Origin of the sequence: Caloramator sp. ALD01 (genome assembly GCF_000472625.1) — a bacterium.
Taxonomy (GTDB): Bacteria; Bacillota; Clostridia; order Clostridiales; family Caloramatoraceae; genus Thermobrachium; species Thermobrachium proteoclasticum.
Genome location: NZ_AXAA01000004.1, coordinates 129,961 through 150,085, shown reverse-complemented (window position 1 = coordinate 150,085; position 20,125 = coordinate 129,961). Strand labels below are relative to the sequence as shown.

Below are 20,125 nucleotides of genomic sequence, written 5' to 3'. Positions count from 1 at the left end.
CTTCATAGCCCTACGGGCGTAGAAACAGTGCTAATGTTTATAATTATAGCATTTAATCTTATGCAGTTATATTTTTTTAGATGTATTAGAGGTTTTAGAAAGAAAAGAATGCTTCAAATAAATATTATTGAGGATATAAGAGATGAGAGATTTACAATAGAAGATACCTGGAATAACCCAGTATTTGAAAAAACTTAATGCAACAATAAAATTGGAAATTAATTATTTAAATTTCTTGGGGTAGGGGGAGTTATAACTATTTTTATAATCTACAGGGATGGCGGAATACCATTTATTCAATAAGATGTAATAAGATATAATTTCAGTAAAAATAAAAATTCTACTGGAATTTTACTGCGAAATCTCTGTATAATATTAATGTTTCTTGACTTATAATAGTACAAAATATAAAATGTCTATATAGTAAGACCTAAGCATATCATTAAAATAATTAGGTAAACTTTCAAATTATTAATAGGTGTTGCCTATTTAATTGCTGAATAGGTAACCCGCCATATTGTGATAAAGGAGAGGATAAAATGGCAAGAGCACTTGCGTTAATTTCAGGTGGATTAGATAGTGGACTTGCAGCAAAACTTGTAAAGGACCAAGGTGTAGAGGTTATTGGTATATGCTTCAAGTCTGCTTTTTTTGGTTGTGATAGAGCAGTAAAGATGTGTGAACAGATAGATATACCCCTTAAGGTTGTTGATTTTTCAGAAGAACATCTTGAAATGGTTAAAAATCCTAAACACGGATACGGAAAGAATATGAATCCTTGTATAGATTGCCACGCTATGATGTTAAACTATGCAGGAAAACTAATGAAGGAGCTTGAGGCAGACTTTATAATAACAGGAGAAGTTTTAAACCAAAGACCTATGTCTCAAAATAGACAGGCACTTGATATAGTAAAGAAGGAATCAGGATATGAAGAATATATATTAAGACCACTATGTGCTAAAAATTTACCTGAGACTTGGATGGAGAAACAAGGACTTGTTGATAGAGAAAAATTACTTGATATATCAGGCAGAGGAAGAAAGGTTCAGATGGAGCTTGCAGAGAAATGGAATATAAAGGAGTATCCATCACCAGCAGGAGGCTGTAAGTTAACAGATCCTGGTTTTTCTAAGAGGCTAAAGGACTTACTAACACATAATAAAGAGGCAAAGCCTCAAGATATAGATATATTAAACATAGGAAGACATTTTAGAATAAATGAAAATGTAAAAATAATTTCAACAAGAACACAGGATGAATTTAAAATGTTAAAGACAATGATAAAAGAAGGAGATTATATATTTGATACACTTGATGTAACAGGTTCAACTGTTGTTTTAAGAGGAAAACCAACTGAAGAAGATATAATACTTGCAGCAAGGATTGCAGCAAGGTACAGCAAAGCAAGGGAAGAAAAAAATGTTAGAGTTAAGTATAGAATTTATAATGAAAATAAATATAATATATTAACGGTAGAACCTGCTTTGGATGATGAAATAGCAAAGTATATGGTGTAATAAAGTAAAAAGGTGGGAGAGAATTGGATACAAGACCTATTGGTGTTTTTGATTCAGGGATTGGAGGGCTAACTGTAGTTAAAGAGATAATGAAGATACTTCCCTATGAGGATATTGTGTATTTTGGAGATACTGCAAGGGTTCCATATGGAAGTAAATCTAAGGAAACCATAACTAAATTTGCCAAACAAAATTCAAGATTTTTATTGAGTAAAGATGTTAAAGCAATAGTAATAGCCTGCAATACTGCATCTGCATTAGCCCTTGAGGAGTTAAATTCAGAATTTGATGTTCCAATAATAGGTGTTATAAAGCCTGGTGCAAATGCAGCAGTTAGAGCAACGAAAACAGGTAGAGTAGGAATAATAGGTACAGAGGGTACAGTAAACAGCAGAGCCTATGAAAAGATGATAAGAAGGCTGTTTAAGGAAGTTGAAATTTATGCACTACCTTGTCCACTATTTGTTCCCCTTGTAGAGGAGGGATGGGCAGAAAAGGAAGTTTCCTATATGATAGCAAGAGAATATTTAGAGCCCTTTAAGGAATTTGATGTGGATACACTTGTTTTAGGTTGTACCCACTATCCTATATTAACTAATGTTATAGGTAAAATAATGGGAGATGGTGTAACTTTAATAAACCCTGCAGAGGAGACTGCAATTGAGCTAAAGAGCATTTTATTTGAAAATGGATTACAAAATACATCTAAAAGAAATGCTGAATATAGCTATTATGTAAGCGACAATCCTGATAAGTTTAAAAGAGTTGGTGGAAACTTCTTGAATAGGGAAATAGAAAATATTACAAAAATAGATATAGAAAAATATTAAAAAAGCGAGGATGAGAGTGTGGAGAATAAGCGTTTGATTTCTGTAAAGACAAAGCAATTGATTGATGGACAAGAAGAAACAATAGAACTTATTTCAGAAGGTATATATTATAAAGATAACGACAGTTATGTGGCAGAATATGATGAGTCTGAAATATCAGGAATGGAGGGTACAAGAACAACCCTAATTATAGGTCAAGACAGTTTAAATATAATAAGAAGAGGTACAACCACCTCTGAACTGAAATTTAAAAAGGGAGAAAAGCATACAGCCTTCTATTCAACTCCCTATGGTGCACTTGAAATAACAATATCAACAAATAAGGTTGATATTCAGGCAGATGATAGGGGTGCAAAGGTTGAGCTTGATTATAAAATGCAGGCAACAGGCCTTGATCCGATTATAAATCATTTAGAGTTAAAAATAAGGTAAACAAAAGGTGTTTAGCACCTTTTGTTTTTATTTTAAAAGTATTTTTTTTATCTTGTACTGCAGTGTTTGTCTTGGTATCTTTAGCATTTTGGCGGCAAGGCTTATATTATTGTTGCTCAAGCTTAACGCATCCTCAATCAACTTTTTTTCATACCTTTTTATAGACTCCTCAAGAGAAATATTATTGCAGCCTTTTATCTGTTCAGGTAGGTCATCCATTGTTATTGTATCATCGTCCTTTAGGTTTAATATTCTCTCTATAGTATGTTCAAGCTCCCTTACATTTCCAGGCCAGCTGTAGTTAATTAAACAATCAAGAGCCTCATCTGTTATTTGTACTTTATCTTTTCCAAGTTTATTTTCATATTTATTTATAAAAAAGTTAATAAGAAGAGGTATATCAGTCCTTCTATCCTTAAGTTCTGGTATTTTTATTGATATTACATTTAGTCTATAATATAAATCCCGCCTAATTAATCCTCTTTTTAAGCATTCTTCAGGGCTTATGTTGGTGGAGGCAATAAATCTAACATCAACCTTCTTTTCCTTTACATCTCCAATCCTCCTTACCAATCCATCCTGCAAAACCCTTAAAAGCTTTGCCTGAAGGGTGGGAGGCATAGAGTTTAGCTCATCAAGATAAAGAGTTCCTCCATCTGATAGTTCCAAAAGTCCAGGTCTATCCTCTGAGCCTGTAAAGCTTCCCCGCACAGTTCCAAATAGAATCCCCTCAAGAAGTGTTTCTGGCACAGCAGCACAGTTTTGAGCAATAAAGGGCCCATTCCTTCTTTTGCTGGCAGAATGTATAGCCTGCACAAAAAGTTCCTTACCCACGCCAGTCTCTCCATATATAAACACAGGAGAAGAAGAATTAGATGCCTTAATTGCTATATTTTTTATATAGAGCATCTCACTGCTCTCACCGATTATATCCATAAAGGTGTATAACCTTCTCTCTAAGCTTTTTCCATCCTTTTTAGTTATGAGTTCATTTTTTAGCTTCATTATTTCGTCGGTCATTTTTTTTACGCTGGTTAAATCCCTTGAAATTTCAATAGCACCTATTATTTTTTCTCCATTTAAGACAGGAAGTGTTGTGTTTTGTGTTGTTATTTTTTCACCCTTGAAGTTAATGAAGGTTTGGATGTTGTCCTTAATTGAAGTTTTAGAATGAAGAACATTAAGCAGTGTACTATTTCTCTGTGAAAGGGAAGGGTAAACCTCAAGGATGTGCCTCCCTAAAACTTCGTCTAAATTTATATTATCAAGTTTTTGTGCCTTTTTATTGAGAAAAACAATCCTACCCCTATTATCTATGATTGTAATCCCATCCTCTAAATTATCGAAAATATCATATACATTTTTATCAAACATATACCTTTCCCCCTATTAGTGATTAAAAATCGGCACAAAATGCAGAATTTTCTGCATTTTTATTTTATCATACTTTTCTTTAATTTACCATTGTTTATTTTAGTAAAAAATATTGCTATGAATTTTTATGTATGAAAAAAATGATAACAATGCATAGCATATTTTTGTAGCTAATTTAAAATATATATGCCCAAAATTCATCATACATAGAAAAGATAATATAAAATGAAGTAAATTTTGCAATTGTTTTTAAAGAAAACATAGTAAATATAGTGGATAGTTAATATAAATATAATCTAAATTTTGGCATAAACTTTGCAATATTATTTTCAAGATAAACATAGGGGGGATTTTTTATGAGAGGATGTCCATACGGAACACACAGAGTTATAGAACCAAAGGGGGTTTTACCTCAAACAGCATTTAAAATTGATAACACAATGGAGATTTATGACAACGAAATATTAATTGATGTAAAGACACTAAATATAGATTCTGCAAGCTTTACTCAAATAAAGGAGCAGGCAGGAGGAGATATTGAAAAGATAAAGGAGATAATGCTAAACATAGTTAAGGAGAGGGGAAAACACCAAAACCCAGTAACAGGTTCAGGTGGAATGCTAATAGGTGTTGTTGAAAAGATAGGAAAGGATTTAGAGGGAAAAATTGACCTTAAGGTTGGAGATAAAATAGCAACATTGGTTTCACTATCATTAACTCCACTTAGAATAGACAAGATTTTAAATGTTAAAAAAGATATTGACCAAGTGGATATAGAAGGAAAGGCAATCCTATTTGAAAGTGGTATATATGCAAAACTTCCTGATGATATGCCAGAGACATTAGCACTTGCAGCACTTGATGTTGCAGGAGCACCAGCCCAGACTGCAAAGCTTGTTAAACCAGGTGATTATGTTTTAATACTTGGTGCAGCAGGAAAGAGTGGACTTTTATGCTGTTATGAAGCTAAAAAGCGTGCAGGGGTAACTGGTAAGGTAATTGGTTTAGCAAGACCAGGAAAATCAGCAGAGAGATTAAAACAAACAAATCTTTGTGATGTAGTAATTGAAGGGGATGCAACACAGCCTGTTGAAGTCTTAAATAAGGTTCTTGAATGCACAGGTGGAAGGTATGTGGATATTGCAATTAACGTTGTAAACATACCAAATACAGAGATGTCAACAATTCTTCCAGTTAGGGACGATGGAATAGTTTATTTCTTCAGTATGGCAACAAGCTTTACAAAGGCAGCACTTGGAGCAGAAGGCGTAGGAAAGGACGTTAATATGATAATAGGAAATGGATATACAAAGGGACACGCACAGATAACACTTGAGGTTTTGAGGGAGAGTAAGCTATTGAGAGAAATATTTGAAACTATTTATGTATAATTGTGAGGGGGATTTAAATGAGGGATTATAGGAGTATTGAGCTATTTAAAAATGTAACCGAAGAAGAGTGGAATGATTGGAAATGGCAGGTTAGAAATAGAATAACGACCGTTGAACAGTTAAAGAAGGTTATAAACCTTCTGCCTGAAGAGGAGCAGGCAATAGAGAGGTGCCTAAAAACATTAAGAATGGCTATAACTCCATACTATGCAACCTTAATGGATAAAGATGACCCCCACGACCCTATAAGAAAGCAGGCAGTTCCAACATTATTAGAGCTTAATTTTTCAAGCTGTGATATGAGTGATCCATTACACGAGGATGCTGACTCTCCAGTACCAGGTTTAACCCATAGATATCCAGATAGAGTTCTTCTTTTGATTACGGATATGTGTTCTATGTATTGTAGGCACTGTACAAGAAGGAGATTTGCAGGGCAGACAGATTCATCACTTCCATTAGATAGAATAGACAAGGCAATAGAATATATAAAAAATACTCCACAGGTTCGAGATGTTTTGTTATCAGGTGGTGATGCTCTACTTGTTGATGATGATAGACTTGAGTATATAATAAAGAAACTTAGGGAAATACCCCACGTTGAGATAATAAGAATAGGTACAAGAACACCGGTTGTAAACCCTATGAGAATAACTAAAGACCTATGTAATATGCTCAAAAAATATCATCCAATTTGGCTTAATACTCATTTTAATCATCCAAAGGAAATAACAGAGGAGTCAAAGAAGGCCTGTGAAATGCTTGCAGATGCAGGCATACCACTTGGAAACCAATCAGTTCTTTTAAGAGGAGTAAATGATTGTGTTCACATTCAGAGGAAACTTGTTCACGAATTGGTTAAGATGAGGGTAAGACCATATTACCTATACCAATGCGACCTATCACAGGGAATTGAACATTTTAGGACAAAGGTTTCAAAGGGAATAGAGATTATAGAGGGATTAAGGGGACATACATCAGGTTTTTGTGTTCCGACCTTTGTAGTTGATGCACCAGGTGGAGGCGGGAAGACTCCAGTTATGCCTCAGTATGTGATTAGCCAATCTCCAAAAAAGGTTGTCTTAAGAAACTTTGAGGGAGTCATTACGACATATACTGAACCTGAGTATGTTGAGGAAAAATGTACCTGCGATGTATGTAGAGGTAAGGAGCAGGATGATGTGACTGGAGTTTCGATGCTTATTGAGGGAGATAAATTAAGTTTTGAACCAGATGTTTTATTAAGGAGAGAAAGGGCAAAAAATTATAAAAACAAATAGAAGGTGGATGGATGAATTTATATAGTGCAATAGACACCTATAAAAAGATATCAATACTTGGTATGAGTAAAAATTCAGGAAAGACAGTAGTTTTAAATGAGCTAATTGATATTTGTAAAAAGAAAAAGAGAATAGTCTGCCTTACCTCAATAGGCGTAGATGGAGAGGGAAGGGATATTGTGTACAAAACAAAAAAACCTAAAATCTATGCCTATGAGGGCACATTAATTGCAACTTCAGAGGAGGCACTAAAAAGTTTTAGTGCAAAGTATGAAATAATCGATATTCTGCCCTTTTCAACCTGTCTTGGAAGAATAGTTATAGTTAAGATAATAAGAGATGGATATGTGCTTTTAGCAGGTCCAGATAGTAATAGAGAAATATCTCAAGTTTCAGATATGATGCTTACCCTTGGGGGAGATATTGTACTAATTGATGGTGCACTAAATAGAAAAACGCAGGGTTCCCCTTCTATAACTGATGCGTGCATACTATCAACTGGTGCAAGTCTCTCAAGGGATATAAATATAACAATAAAAAAAACAAAGCATACAGTGGATATGTTAAGTCTTAATAGAGTAGAAGAGGATGCTTTAAACAAAATAAATTCTCTAAATTCAAAAAATGTTTTATTAATAGGGGATAACACCATTGATACGGATATAAAGACATCCTTAGGCAATGAGGATGAAATATTAAATAGAATAGATAAAAATATAAAATATATCTACTTACCCGGAAGTTTAACAGGAACTTTTTTGAATAAAATAAAGGGACTTGAGGTTGATATAATTGTTAAAGATGGAACAAAGATATTTGTAAACAGGGAGGATTATGATAGTTTTAGGGGGACTGGAGGTAATATATATGTATTAGAAAGGATAAATCTAATATGTGTAACCCAAAATCCAACTTCCCCCTTTGGTTACTATTATAATCCTGATGTGTTTTTGCAAAACTTAAGGAGGGCATTATACCCTCTTGATGTATATGATGTTTTGTATGAAGGAGTGGGGGTATGATTTTAAAAGATACATTAAAGAATATTGGAATGGACTATGTTTTATCTATATTAAATGTAAGAACCCCCTATGGAAAGGAAAGGTTAAATTCGTTAACTTTGTATAAAAACAAAGATGAGTTAAATAGGCAGTATGACTGTATAGAGTTTTTAATGGGTTTTATACAGAATAATAAAAGGGATTATAATGATATTTTGTCCCTTCTTGAAGGTATAAAGGAGATAAGAACCTCCATAAAAAGGGCAGTGTCAGGTTCGGTTTTAGAGGTATCCGAGCTTTTTGAAATAAAGAACTTTTTAATAAATGTTCGTGAAATATGTAAAATACAAATGGATAATAACTTCATAGAGGAGTTGAAGCTCTTTAGAATACTCTATTTAGAAAATATTTTAGACATAGAGGGGCAAAATAGCAAAAGTTTTTATATATACGATAGCTACAGCCAAAGATTAAAGACAATAAGGAGTGAAATAAAGGATTATAACAAAAGATTAAATCTTTTAAGGGAAGAGATTAAAAATAAGGTTGAACAAAAATACGGTGTTTATGTTAAGCAAAACAGCGAAATTGTGATATCAAGGGATGATGTTAAAATAGAAGAGGCCCTTTGTGATAAAAATCTAAGACAGGCTCTAAAGACACCCTACTATATTATTTTTTCCCTTGAGCTTGGGGATGAGGGAGATAGGATTAATAATATAATAGAAAAGCTAAAGGAAGAGGAGGAAGAGGAAGAGCATAGGATTAGAACATATTTAACAGAGAAAATTAAAGAAGAGGAAGAAAATTTCAATAGGCTAATTGCCTTAATTTCAGAACTTGATTTGCTCCTTCAAAAGGCAGAGCTTGCTATAGAGACAAAATCAGTAAGACCTAATATAAATAATAGTATTGAGATAAAAATAGAAAAGGGACGACATCTTAAGGTTGAGGCTGAACTTAAAAAGAAGGGAGTAGACTTTACACCAATTTCAATAGATTTAAAAAAAGGTTCAACAATAATTACAGGAGTAAATATGGGGGGTAAGACTGTTACATTAAGGCTTATTGGTCTTTTGTGTATTATGGCTCAAATGGGATTTTTTGTACCCTGTGATTTTTTTAGCTTCTTCCCATTTGAATATTATTTTTGTCAAGCAGGTGATATGCAGTCGCTTGATAATGGACTATCAACCTTTGGTGCAGAGGTTTTGGCACTAAATGAGGCTGTTAAATACAAAGATAAGATTGGACTTGTACTTATAGATGAAATAGCAAGGGGCACAAACCCAAAAGAGGGACGAGCAATATTAAAGGCAATTCTATCATATTTTAACACCTTAAATTCTGTTTTGGTTGTAACAACCCATTTTGATGGAGTAGATGATATAGCAAGACATTATGAGGTTGTGGGCCTTAAAATAGGAGAGGATATTAAAAATATTTCCCTTAAGGATTTGAATCTATATATGGACTATACCTTAAGGGAAGTCTATGGAAAGTACGAAGTTCCAAAGGATGCAATAAGGGTGGCAAGGCTTCTTGGTTTTGAGGAGGATATACTTAATTTGGCAGAAAAATACCTAAAGTAGGGGGGATAATATGGCATATATAAACTTAAATGAAGAGCTTATAAAAAGGGCAAGGGATGCAGCAAGAAACATAGCACTTGATACTCAAAAGTTTATAGACCTTCATTCAACAGTTTCAACAGAAAGAACCATTGCAAGGTTATATGGAATAGATGGAGTAGATGAAAATGGAGTTCCACTTCCAAACAGAATAGTTGACCACATCAAGGAAAACGGTGCATTAGAGGACGGGTTATCATATTATTTAGTAAATGCTGTACTTGAGACAAATCTATCGACGCAGGAGATTGCAGAGGAGGTTGCAAAGAGAAATTTAAATATAGTTAAATTAAACAAACACAGCATAGAAGAAATTAAAAATAGGGCATTAGAACTTGCATATCCAATGGTAGAAAGGATAAAGCAAAATAGAAAAAAAAGAGAGGAAATGATTAAAAATATAGGTGAAGGGGATAAGCCCTATCTTTATGTTATAGTTGCAACAGGAAATATATATGAGGATGTTGTACAGGCACAGTCTGCAGCAAAGCAGGGAGCAGATATTATTGCGGTGATAAGAACAACAGGTCAGAGCCTTCTTGACTATGTGCCCTATGGTGCAACAACAGAAGGTTTTGGAGGAACCTATGCAACGCAGGAGAATTTTAGAATAATGAGAAGGGCCCTTGATGAAGTATCTTTAGAGGTTGGAAGATATATAAGGCTTTGCAACTACTGTTCAGGTCTGTGTATGCCTGAGATTGCAGCGATGGGAGCAATGGAAAGGTTAGATGTAATGCTAAATGATGCCCTATATGGAATACTTTTTAGAGATATAAATATGCAAAGAACAATAGTTGACCAGTTCTTCTCAAGAGTAATAAATGGATTTGCTGGTGTAATCATAAATACAGGAGAGGACAACTACCTAACAACAGCAGATGCAGTAGAGGCAGCCCATACTGTTTTGGCGTCACAGTTTATAAATGAACAGTTTGCAAAGATGGCAGGAATTTTAGAGGAACAGATGGGGCTTGGACACGCCTTTGAAATGAATCCAGACCTTAAGGATGGATTTTTACTTGAACTTGCACAGGCACAGATGGCAAGGCAGATATTCCCTAAGGCACCATTAAAATATATGCCTCCTACTAAGTTTATGACAGGAAACATATTTAAAGGACACATTCAGGATGCACTATTTAATGTTGTATCTATTTGGACTCATCAGGGTATACAGCTTCTTGGTATGTTAACAGAGGCAATCCACACTCCTTTTATCTCCGACAGAGCCCTATCTATTGAGAATGCAAGGTATATATTTAATAATATGAAGTCAATAGGTGATGAAATAGAGTTTAAACGTGGAGGACTTGTAGAAAAAAGAGCAAATGAAGTTTTACAAAAGGCTACAATGCTTCTTGAGGAGATTGAAAAGGAAGGATTATTTACAACCCTCGAGAAGGGAATTTTTGCAGACATTAAGCGTTCAAGATATGGAGGAAAGGGATTAGATGGAGTATTTAAAAAGGGAGAAAACTATATAAATGAGTTCATACCTCTAATGTTAGGAGGTGCTAACAATGAGTAGTGGACTTTATTCAATGGAGAAGAAGGATTTTGACAAGACCTTTGATAAAACAAGGGTTAAGGCCTATGGAGATACAATGAATGATGGGAAGGTTCAGCTATCCTTTACACTTCCTCTTCCCTATTCAGAGGAGGCAAAGGAGGCGGCAAGGCAGCTTGCAATGAAGATGGGAATTGAAGAGCCTAATGTTACCCATATGATGGATTTAGGCGTAGGATATACCTTCTTTGTTGTATATGGTTCCTGTATACACTCTGTTGATGCAACAAAGATAGTAGTTCCAAAGGTTGAGACCAATACAATGTCAATGGATGAGGTGGATGACTATATTAGAAAAAATATAGGAAGAAAGGTTGTTGTAGTTGGGGCTTGTACAGGTACAGATGCCCATACGGTTGGAATAGATGCAATTATGAATATGAAGGGATATGCAGGACACTATGGGCTTGAAAGATATCAGATGATAGAGGCATATAACTTGGGAAGTCAGGTTCCAAATGAAGTATTGGTGGCAAAGGCAATAGAGGTAAATGCTGATGCAATTTTAGTATCACAGGTTGTAACCCAAAAGAATGTACACATTCCAAATATGACTGAACTTGTAGAAATAGTTGAAGCAGAGGGTATAAGGGATAGAGTTGTATTAGTGGCAGGGGGGCCAAGAATTAGTCACGAGCTTGCAAAGGAGCTTGGTTATGATGCGGGTTTTGGAGCAGGTTCCTTTGCTGAGGATGTAGCTTCTTTTATAGTTCAGGAGATGGTAGCAAGAGGTATTAGGTAGGTATATAAATATGCCCCATTAAAGGGTTTATAAGGCTTTAAATTAGTCTATCCTTTAATGGGACTTTATTATTTTGGCTTCTTACATTTTATAATCATTTGTGAAATTTTTTAAAATTTTTGCATAAAACCAGTCCATTTATGATATTATATATACAAATAAACATATACTAATCGGGAGGGGTTTTATGCGAATAAAATGGTTAGGCCACGCCTGCTTTAAGATAACATCAAAAAACGGAGTAAGAATAGTAACAGACCCATTTGATGATAACGTAGGATATAAACTACCTACGGTAAGTTGCGATATAGTTACAACAAGCCATAATCACTACGACCATAACTTTACAGATTGTTTAAGTGGAGATTATACAATAGTAAATAAAGTTGGCAACTTCTATATAAAGGATATAGCAATAAGAGGAGTACATACCTATCACGATGAAGAACAGGGTGCAAAAAGAGGAGATAATATAGTTTATGTTTTTGATGTGGATGGTAAAAAGGTCTGCCATCTTGGAGATTTAGGACATAGGCTAACAAAGGCACAGATAGAAATGATAGGAGATGTAGATGTTCTTTTAATACCTGTTGGAGGAGTATATACAATTGATGCAGAGGCGGCACGCGATGTGTGCGAGAGCTTAAATGCAAAGGTAATAATACCTATGCACTACAAGACAAAACCATTAAAATTTGAACTAAACTCAGTTGATAAGTTCTTAGAATATTATCCCTATACAAAGCTTGATAAACCCTTTATAGAGATAACGGAGGATATGTTAAAGGAAAGACATATATATGTACTTCACTATGAATAGGAGGCAAATTTGCCTCCTTAAATTTTTAGATTATATGTTGGAATTCAGATTTTTAAAAGTCCCCTTAAAGGATTTTATTAGGCTCTTTTATGAGCTTTAGCAAATCTTAGCTTTTCGACTTTGAAAAGTCCGTAATTCGGCACAGGACGTGCCGAGCCGAGCGGCCATCAGGACGATGGCATCGCGAGGGTAGGACTTTTTCAAACAAAGAAAAGCTTAGATTTGATTAGCGAAATAAACGAATGCTTAAAAATCCTTTATGGGGATAAGATATAAGAACAAATTGAGTATGCAAATTTGCCTCCCTTTTATATTCCCTCTTGCACAAATCTAAAACATAAAGTAAAATATAAAAGTTGAATGAAATGAATACAAAGGAGGCTTATTATGGCAACCAAATACATATTTATTACAGGTGGTGTAGCGTCATCTCTTGGAAAAGGAATAACCGCAGCATCCCTCGGAAGACTACTTAAGTCCCGCGGGCTAAAGGTGTCCATACAAAAGTTTGACCCTTATATAAACATCGACCCAGGAACAATGAGCCCATATCAGCACGGTGAAGTTTTCGTTACAGACGATGGTGCAGAAACAGATCTTGATCTTGGTCACTATGAAAGATTTATCGATGAGAACTTGTCTAAAAATAGCAATGTCACAACAGGCAAAATCTACTGGTCAGTTATCCAAAAAGAGCGTAAAGGTGAATATCTTGGTGGAACAGTTCAAGTTATCCCACATATTACAAACGAAATAAAGTCAAAGGTTTACAAGGTTGCAAAGGAAAATGATGTAGATGTTGTTATAACTGAAATAGGTGGAACAGTTGGAGATATAGAAAGCTTACCTTTCCTTGAGGCAATAAGACAAATCAAGTATGAAGTTGGACGTGAAAATGTTCTTTTTATACACGTTACTTTAGTTCCATACCTTGGTAAGGCAGGAGAACTAAAAACAAAACCAACACAACACTCAGTTAAGGAACTAAGAAGTATAGGTATTCAGCCAGATATAATTGTTTGCCGTTCAGAAAAACCACTATCCCGTGAAATGAAGGACAAGATTGGACTTTTCTGCAACATAGATGGAGAATCAGTAATACAAAACCTTGATGCTCCAACGCTCTATGAAGTTCCTCTTATGCTTCACGAAGAGGGATTAGACTCCCTTGTTGTTAAGAAACTAAACATAGATGCAAAGGAAATAGACCTTACAGAGTGGAAGGCTATTGTTGAGAGATTAAAGAATTTAAAGCATAGGGTAAAGATAGCCCTTGTTGGAAAATATGTAGAGCTTCACGATGCCTATATGTCAGTTGTTGAGGCCTTAAAGCACGCAGGTATTTACAACGATGCAGATGTTGAAATAGATTGGATAAATGCCTGTGATGTGGATGAAAATAACTATGAAGAAATATTAAAGGATGCAGATGGAATATTAGTTCCAGGTGGATTTGGAGATAGAGGTATTGAAGGCAAGATACTTGCAATAAAATATGCACGTGAAAACAATGTTCCCTTCCTTGGAATATGTCTTGGAATGCAATGTGCAGTAATTGAATTTGCAAGAAATGTAGTAGGCCTATCTGGTGCAAACAGTTCAGAAATAGACCCAAATACAAAATATCCTGTAATTGACCTTATGGATGAACAAAAGGATATTGATGAAAAGGGCGGAACAATGAGACTTGGACTTTATCCTTGTAAGTTAAAGGAAGGAACCTTCTCCTATGAAGCCTATAAGGATGAGATAATATATGAAAGACATAGACATAGATATGAATTTAATAATGAATACAGAAGTCAAATAACAAAAATGGGAATGGTACTTGCAGGAACAAGCCCAGATGATAAGCTTGTTGAAATAGTTGAAATACCAAACCACAAGTGGTTTGTTGGTGCACAGTTCCACCCAGAATTCAAATCAAGACCAAATAGACCTCATCCACTATTTAGAGACTTTGTAAAGGCTGCATTAAATAAGTAAGAAGGAGCTGTCAGATGACAGCTCCTTTTAATTTTGGGCATATAAAATTACTTTATTTTAAATTATAAAAAATGCTGAATATAAAAAATATGTAGAACTGATGATTGTTTTTTGATAACATATAACTATAAACATTGTAATATGGAGTGGTAGTATGTCAAAAAAAAGAATAAGTCTGATTGTATTGGTTATATATTTTGTTTTTATCAATAATAATGCCATAGCTTTGAATAAAGAACCAAGCGTTCTATGGCAAAGCATTGATGGAGGTAAAAGTTTTGAAAGATATAATAGTATAAAAAGAACTAATGATTCTGGCTTTGTAGTTGTTGGACATACAAGTTCTAATGATTATGAAACAAGTTTGAATTTATATGGTGGATTTGATGCACTTTTAGCTAAATATAATGAGCTTGGGAAACTTGAATGGGCAAAAACCTTTGGAGGTGAAGCCTTTGAAACCTTTAATAGTGTAAGTTTATGTAGGGATGGTGGATTTATTGTATCTGGTTTTACTGAATCTCAAAAAGGTGATTTGTCTGGATTAAATGTTAAAGGTGAAGAGGCATTAATAATAAAGTATGATTATAATGGCAATGTTGAATGGAAAATGACTTATGGTGGAAGTATGTATGATAGATTTACAAATGCTATAGAGGTAGCTGATGGATATATAGCAGTAGGGTACTCTAATTCATTAGATGGTCATTTATATTCCTTTAATAAGGGAGAATATGATGGAATCATTGTTAAATTAGACAGAACAGGTAAAATAATTTGGGAAAAAACATTTGGTGGTAGTAAATGGGATAAGTTTTTTTCAGTTATTGGTGTAAGTGATGGTTATATTGTTAGTGGATATTCAGGTTCTAAAGATAATGACTTAAAAAATATAAAAATTAAAGGTGGAGATGATGGAATTTTAGTAAAATACAATTCAAATGGACAAGTTATGTGGATAAAAAACATAGGTGGAAGTGGAGATGAAACAATACAATCAATTTGTAATTTTAATAATGGCTTTATAGGTGTTGGTTATACTACTTCTGCTGATGGAGATTTTTACGGTTTAAAAAACAAAGGTTTAACCGATGCATTTATATTTAGATTTGACTTAAATGGTAATATTTTATGGAAAAATACATTTGGTGGAACAGGAAAAGATGTTTTTAATTCAGTAATGTATGAGCAGGATTTTGGAATAGTAGCTGTAGGTTATAGTCAATCAAATGATGGTGATTTATATAATTTAAATTTAGGTAGTCAAGATGCATTAGCTGTTAAATACAATATAAATGGAAATATGGAGTGGAAAAAAACTTATGGAAAAGGGGGAGATGATGTTTTCTTTTCTGCTGTCTATTCTGATTTTTTAGGATTTGTTGCTGCTGGATATACAAACTCAAAAGATTTAAATATTAAAGGGAATGAAGATTGTTTAATAGTTAAATATGAGGAGCCACGAGTAAAGGTAAAAGGGATATATTTAACTGAAAAGCAAAAAGTAATCAAAAAAGGAGAAAGTTATAAATTGACAGTAAGGTTCATTCCTGATGATTCTACAATAAAAAAGGTTAAATGGACAAGTAGCAATAGTAATATTGTAACTGTTGATGAAAATGGAGTAATAAAAGCAAAATACATAGGTGAAGCAGTGATAACGGCTAAAAGTTTAGATGGAGGATACGAAGCTAAATGCAAGATTATTGTTAAGCATAATTTTGATAAGAAAAAGTTGCCTTTTATAATATGGGCTAATTTATATTTAAAAACAGTTAATATCTTAAAAAGCATTATGTAAAGGAGGTATAAAATGAGAAGAATTTTTTCCTTGCTTCTAAGTTTTATATTTATTTTCAATATTGTACCCAAATTTTCTTTTGCAGCAACAGATACTAATTTACCAAAGGATTCAATTGTTGTAGGTGAAAAAATATTTACAAATGATTATATTTCAGTTAATACAAATTTAGTGAATTCTGAAATTAATAGTAATCCAGGTAAAGTATTCTACATTGACAACCAAGGGATTATAAAAAATGAGTATGGACAGGTAGTTTCTGAAAAACAAATTATTGATAGTACAAGAATTTTAACTGTTTATAGTACTTCAGACAATTATGATAATCCTAATGGTACAAAATACGTAGCCAATGAAAATGATGTATTTGTAAAATTAAGCAATAATGAAGTTAATAAAAGATATGGTTATGGAATTTTTGATATTCAATATGTTAACGAATATAAAAAAATAATAAATGTGAAAATAAATGAAATTCATAATATTCCAGAGGCGTACTATTACATAATTGGTACAGGAAACTTCATAATAGATGTAGATACAAATAAGTTATCAAACTTAAATGATGATTATCAATTAAATAAAAAGATGCTAACTGAAAGTTTTACTATTTCAAATGATTATCCTATAAACACTTTATATATTGCTATATATAATTCTTCTGGTTATAGAGTTGCTATAGGTACAATATTAAATGTTAAAAGTGGTACAACACCTGTATTGCTTTATGTTGAAAATGATAGTATTGAAATGTATACAAATTTAAAAGGGAATATAAGCAATGGTGGTTTTGTAGCTACTGATGGAGACTTTATATATTATAGTAATACAGCTGATGGTGGGAAAATATATAAAAAGAGTATAGATGGAGATGTTGATTATCCTATTTGTAATGATAATGCCAAATATATAAATATTGTAAACGATTTTATATACTATAGTAATATGGCTGATGGAGGAAAAATTTATAGAATTAAGACGGATGGTACAGCAAGAAGTAAAGTAAACAATGTTCTTTCCTCATATATAAATGTAGTAGATAATTATATTTATTACATCAATGGAAAAAGAGGTAATAAAATATATAGAATTAGTGCGTATAATACAAACCCAAACTATGAAGGTACACTTGTTGCTACAGACAAAGCAGAGTACTTAGTTGTTAATAATAATAAGATATATTATAGCAATTTGTCTGATAAAGGAAGATTATATTCAATAAGTATAATTGGAGGCAAAATAGGTTCAAGACAGGCGTATGTAACTGTAACGGGCAATAAAAATTTAGGTGTAAGATATATTTCACTAACATTGAACAATGAAGTTTATTGTACAGGCTATGATTCAAAATTGTATAAGTTAAATAGTGTGACAAGCAGGTTAGAACCGCTAACTATACAGGTTATAATGACTAATAAAAGCAAAAATTCTGCTCCAAAAACAGTATATGATAAAGTTGGTGCAATGAATGCTGTTGAATCAAATGCTATATATTATAGAAGCATAACTGATGGAGGAAAAATTTATAAATTAGATTCCACAGGTCAAGCGGTTAAGGTAGTAGATGATGTTGCAACTAATATAAATATTATTGAAGATATATTGTTTTATTTAAAAGGCGGTAAATTGTACATATATGATATGAAGAACCAGAACAAACCATTTGCTGTTACTAAATTTAAACCTGAAGGTAAAATTGTTAGAGTAGATGATTTAGAAGATATACCTTATGGTTCTCAATTGCCAGATAGAATTTCTGTTGTTTTAAATAATGGAGATGTAAAGGATGTATTAGTTGCTTGGGATATGAAAAATGTTAAATCTAAGAATGGCGTATTCACATATAATGGAAGCGTAATAGGATATGGTACAAAGGTGCAAATAAAAGCTGTTAGATATTCACAAATGATATTACCTGACAATATAGAAATCTATAATGAAGAAGGAAGTAAAGCAGATAGTGTTATTGTTAAGGGACTACAATATGGAGAAGAAGTATTAATATATAATGAAGATGGAAAACTTCTTGGTAAAGTTAAGGCTGATAAGAAAGGAATTGCGTCTTTAACAAAGATTGATTTAGAACAAATGGGTGGTAACTTAAAAGTTTTAAGAGTAACCCCTAATTATGCACCAAGTATTCCAACGATTAAAGGCTTCCCAGCAGAAACACCAAGCATTTTAAGTGTTCAATATATAGAAACAGAAGGTAGATATGGAATTACATATAAAGGATTAAGCCCATATATAAAGTATGCTATAACCTCTGAAAATGGTATAGTTACATCTGATAGTTACAGTGATGTAATACAAGCTGAAGAAAGAGGAGCTAATATTTACTACTTCAAGATTAATCAAGAAGTATTTAGTTATAGAAATAATAAAAATCAATATATAAGAATAGCATACAAAGATAGCATTACTCCATCTAAACCATTTACAATGATTTCTCAACCAGAACCAAATGTTTATTATGATTTTAACTTAGGAACCTTTGTTGGTTTAAATAGTAACATAGAATGTAGAATAGAGGGAGCAAATGAGTGGATTAGTGCTTATGACTTAATACAAGAACAGCATAGAGTTGTAGGTAAAAACTATGTTGAGTTTAGATATAAAGCAAGTGGAAATAAGATGCCAGGTATTAGTAAATTGGTTTCAATAGTTAAAATGCCAAATATAATAATTGAATCAAAGGGAGAAGTATTATTTGATTCACAAGATATAAATACTTTTGATTATAATACTATTGCTAATACGATGACAGCAAAATATATAGCTAATACAGATAAAACGGGAATAAATATAAAATATGCTTTACCATCTACAAACGTGACATATAAATATAGGTTAAACGATGATAATACAGAATATGATTTCCCAACAGGAAGTCAAATGACACTTGCAGGTAGTGTATTAAATTTAAAAGAAAATGAGCTTAATAGTCTAATAATTAGTGCTTATTCAGGATATAGCAAGATAGGAGAATTAAAAATAAATTTCAAGATATTTAATCAAAATTCGATAGAAATTTCTCCTCAATTAGAGGGTGTTATTGGAAGAAAAGTTGGCGATAAGTATATATGCTATAAGGCAAAGGTTGTTGTTCCAGCGGTTACAGGAATGGGAAGTAATATACCAGTTGTAGGAACAGTAAGTTACAATGGAGGAATGCCAATTAAATATAACTTTGAATATATAAGTGATTCAAAAGGTGGCAGATGGGAAGGAGAGTTAATGAGCCCTACAAATTTAGGAAAGGGAGAATATGTTGTTACAGTAAGATATGAAAATCCACTGTTCAAGCCATCTGTTGTATCCAGCAGTAAGACTATAAAGTTTGAAATTAATGATGAAATAGCACCACAAATAAATATAACACAAAATGGAAGTATTATCGGTGAGCTTGTTAGAAAGTATTCACCAGTTGGTGGATTAAATGAAAGTTATAGTGGAACAAAGCAGTATTATGGAGATGTTGTATTAGAAGGATTTAATGCTTTAATGCCTTCTGACAAAATCGAATGGATAGATAATAAATTAGCGACAAGAAATATTGACCAAAAAGACTACTCATTCTATGTTGAATACAGCAGAGATCAAGGCAATACTTGGTCAAGCATTAAGAAAGGTGATAAGTTAACAATAGCAGGAGAATATTTATTAAGAGTTATTGTTTATAATAACAATAATGGACACTATGCTTATTATGATTACAAGTTTTCTATTAAAAAATAATTAAAAAGT

The 20,125-nt window shown here is 33.0% G+C and carries 14 protein-coding genes and 1 pseudogene; 14 read left to right on the top strand and 1 reads right to left on the bottom strand.

Features of this window, described 5'->3' with window-relative positions:
• From A3M9_RS14765 to A3M9_RS0103520, 4 genes and pseudogenes are all read left to right on the top strand, one after another.
• A pseudogene (locus tag A3M9_RS14765) lies at nucleotides 1-198 on the top strand (transposase); the annotation flags it as partial.
• Between the two features lie 341 nt (nucleotides 199-539).
• Nucleotides 540-1,520: a DUF814 domain-containing protein gene (locus A3M9_RS0103530; protein ID WP_027307985.1), complete on the top strand. Its 981-nt coding sequence runs from the start codon at nucleotides 540-542 to the stop codon at nucleotides 1,518-1,520.
• 23 nt (nucleotides 1,521-1,543) lie between these two features.
• The gene (gene murI, locus A3M9_RS0103525) at nucleotides 1,544-2,350 is read left to right on the top strand and encodes a glutamate racemase (RefSeq protein WP_027307984.1); all 807 of its coding nucleotides are present in this window, start codon (nucleotides 1,544-1,546) and stop codon (nucleotides 2,348-2,350) included.
• An 18-nt stretch (nucleotides 2,351-2,368) separates the two neighbouring features.
• The gene (locus A3M9_RS0103520) at nucleotides 2,369-2,782 is read left to right on the top strand and encodes a DUF1934 domain-containing protein (protein WP_027307983.1); all 414 of its coding nucleotides are present in this window, start codon (nucleotides 2,369-2,371) and stop codon (nucleotides 2,780-2,782) included.
• A gap of 27 nt (nucleotides 2,783-2,809) precedes the next feature.
• Here A3M9_RS0103520 and A3M9_RS0103515 read toward each other — a convergent pair whose 3' ends face one another.
• Nucleotides 2,810-4,156, bottom strand: coding sequence for a sigma-54-dependent Fis family transcriptional regulator (locus A3M9_RS0103515; RefSeq protein ID WP_027307982.1), 1,347 nt, complete (start codon nucleotides 4,154-4,156; stop codon nucleotides 2,810-2,812).
• Nucleotides 4,157-4,512: 356 nt separating this feature from the next.
• Between A3M9_RS0103515 and A3M9_RS0103510 the strand changes: the two genes are divergently transcribed.
• From A3M9_RS0103510 to A3M9_RS0103465, 10 genes are all read left to right on the top strand, one after another.
• Complete coding sequence (locus A3M9_RS0103510) at nucleotides 4,513-5,547, top strand: L-erythro-3,5-diaminohexanoate dehydrogenase (RefSeq protein WP_027307981.1); 1,035 nt, start codon at nucleotides 4,513-4,515, stop codon at nucleotides 5,545-5,547.
• A 17-nt stretch (nucleotides 5,548-5,564) separates the two neighbouring features.
• Nucleotides 5,565-6,827, top strand: a complete 1,263-nt coding sequence (ablA, locus tag A3M9_RS0103505) for a lysine 2,3-aminomutase (RefSeq protein ID WP_027307980.1) — start codon at nucleotides 5,565-5,567, stop codon at nucleotides 6,825-6,827.
• 11 nt (nucleotides 6,828-6,838) lie between these two features.
• Nucleotides 6,839-7,849 (top strand): hypothetical protein, encoded by a 1,011-nt coding sequence (locus tag A3M9_RS0103500; protein WP_027307979.1) that lies wholly within the window; start codon nucleotides 6,839-6,841, stop codon nucleotides 7,847-7,849.
• Nucleotides 7,846-9,420 (top strand): hypothetical protein, encoded by a 1,575-nt coding sequence (locus A3M9_RS0103495; protein WP_027307978.1) that lies wholly within the window; start codon nucleotides 7,846-7,848, stop codon nucleotides 9,418-9,420. The genes A3M9_RS0103500 and A3M9_RS0103495 overlap by 4 nt, the downstream gene beginning before the upstream one ends.
• Nucleotides 9,421-9,430: 10 nt before the next feature.
• Entirely contained in the window at nucleotides 9,431-10,990 is a 1,560-nt protein-coding gene (locus A3M9_RS0103490; protein ID WP_027307977.1) for a lysine 5,6-aminomutase subunit alpha, read from the top strand.
• Nucleotides 10,983-11,771, top strand: coding sequence for an OAM dimerization domain-containing protein (locus A3M9_RS0103485; RefSeq protein WP_027307976.1), 789 nt, complete (start codon nucleotides 10,983-10,985; stop codon nucleotides 11,769-11,771). The genes A3M9_RS0103490 and A3M9_RS0103485 overlap by 8 nt, the downstream gene beginning before the upstream one ends.
• A 187-nt stretch (nucleotides 11,772-11,958) precedes the next feature.
• Nucleotides 11,959-12,591, top strand: coding sequence for an MBL fold metallo-hydrolase (locus A3M9_RS0103480; RefSeq protein ID WP_027307975.1), 633 nt, complete (start codon nucleotides 11,959-11,961; stop codon nucleotides 12,589-12,591).
• A 387-nt stretch (nucleotides 12,592-12,978) separates the two neighbouring features.
• Nucleotides 12,979-14,577: a CTP synthase gene (locus tag A3M9_RS0103475; RefSeq protein ID WP_027307974.1), complete on the top strand. Its 1,599-nt coding sequence runs from the start codon at nucleotides 12,979-12,981 to the stop codon at nucleotides 14,575-14,577.
• Nucleotides 14,578-14,731: 154 nt separating this feature from the next.
• Entirely contained in the window at nucleotides 14,732-16,378 is a 1,647-nt protein-coding gene (locus A3M9_RS0103470; protein WP_027307973.1) for an Ig-like domain-containing protein, read from the top strand.
• Between the two features lie 12 nt (nucleotides 16,379-16,390).
• Entirely contained in the window at nucleotides 16,391-20,116 is a 3,726-nt protein-coding gene (locus A3M9_RS0103465) for a DUF5050 domain-containing protein (RefSeq protein ID WP_027307972.1), read from the top strand.
• The last annotated feature ends 9 nt before the right edge of the window (nucleotides 20,117-20,125 follow it).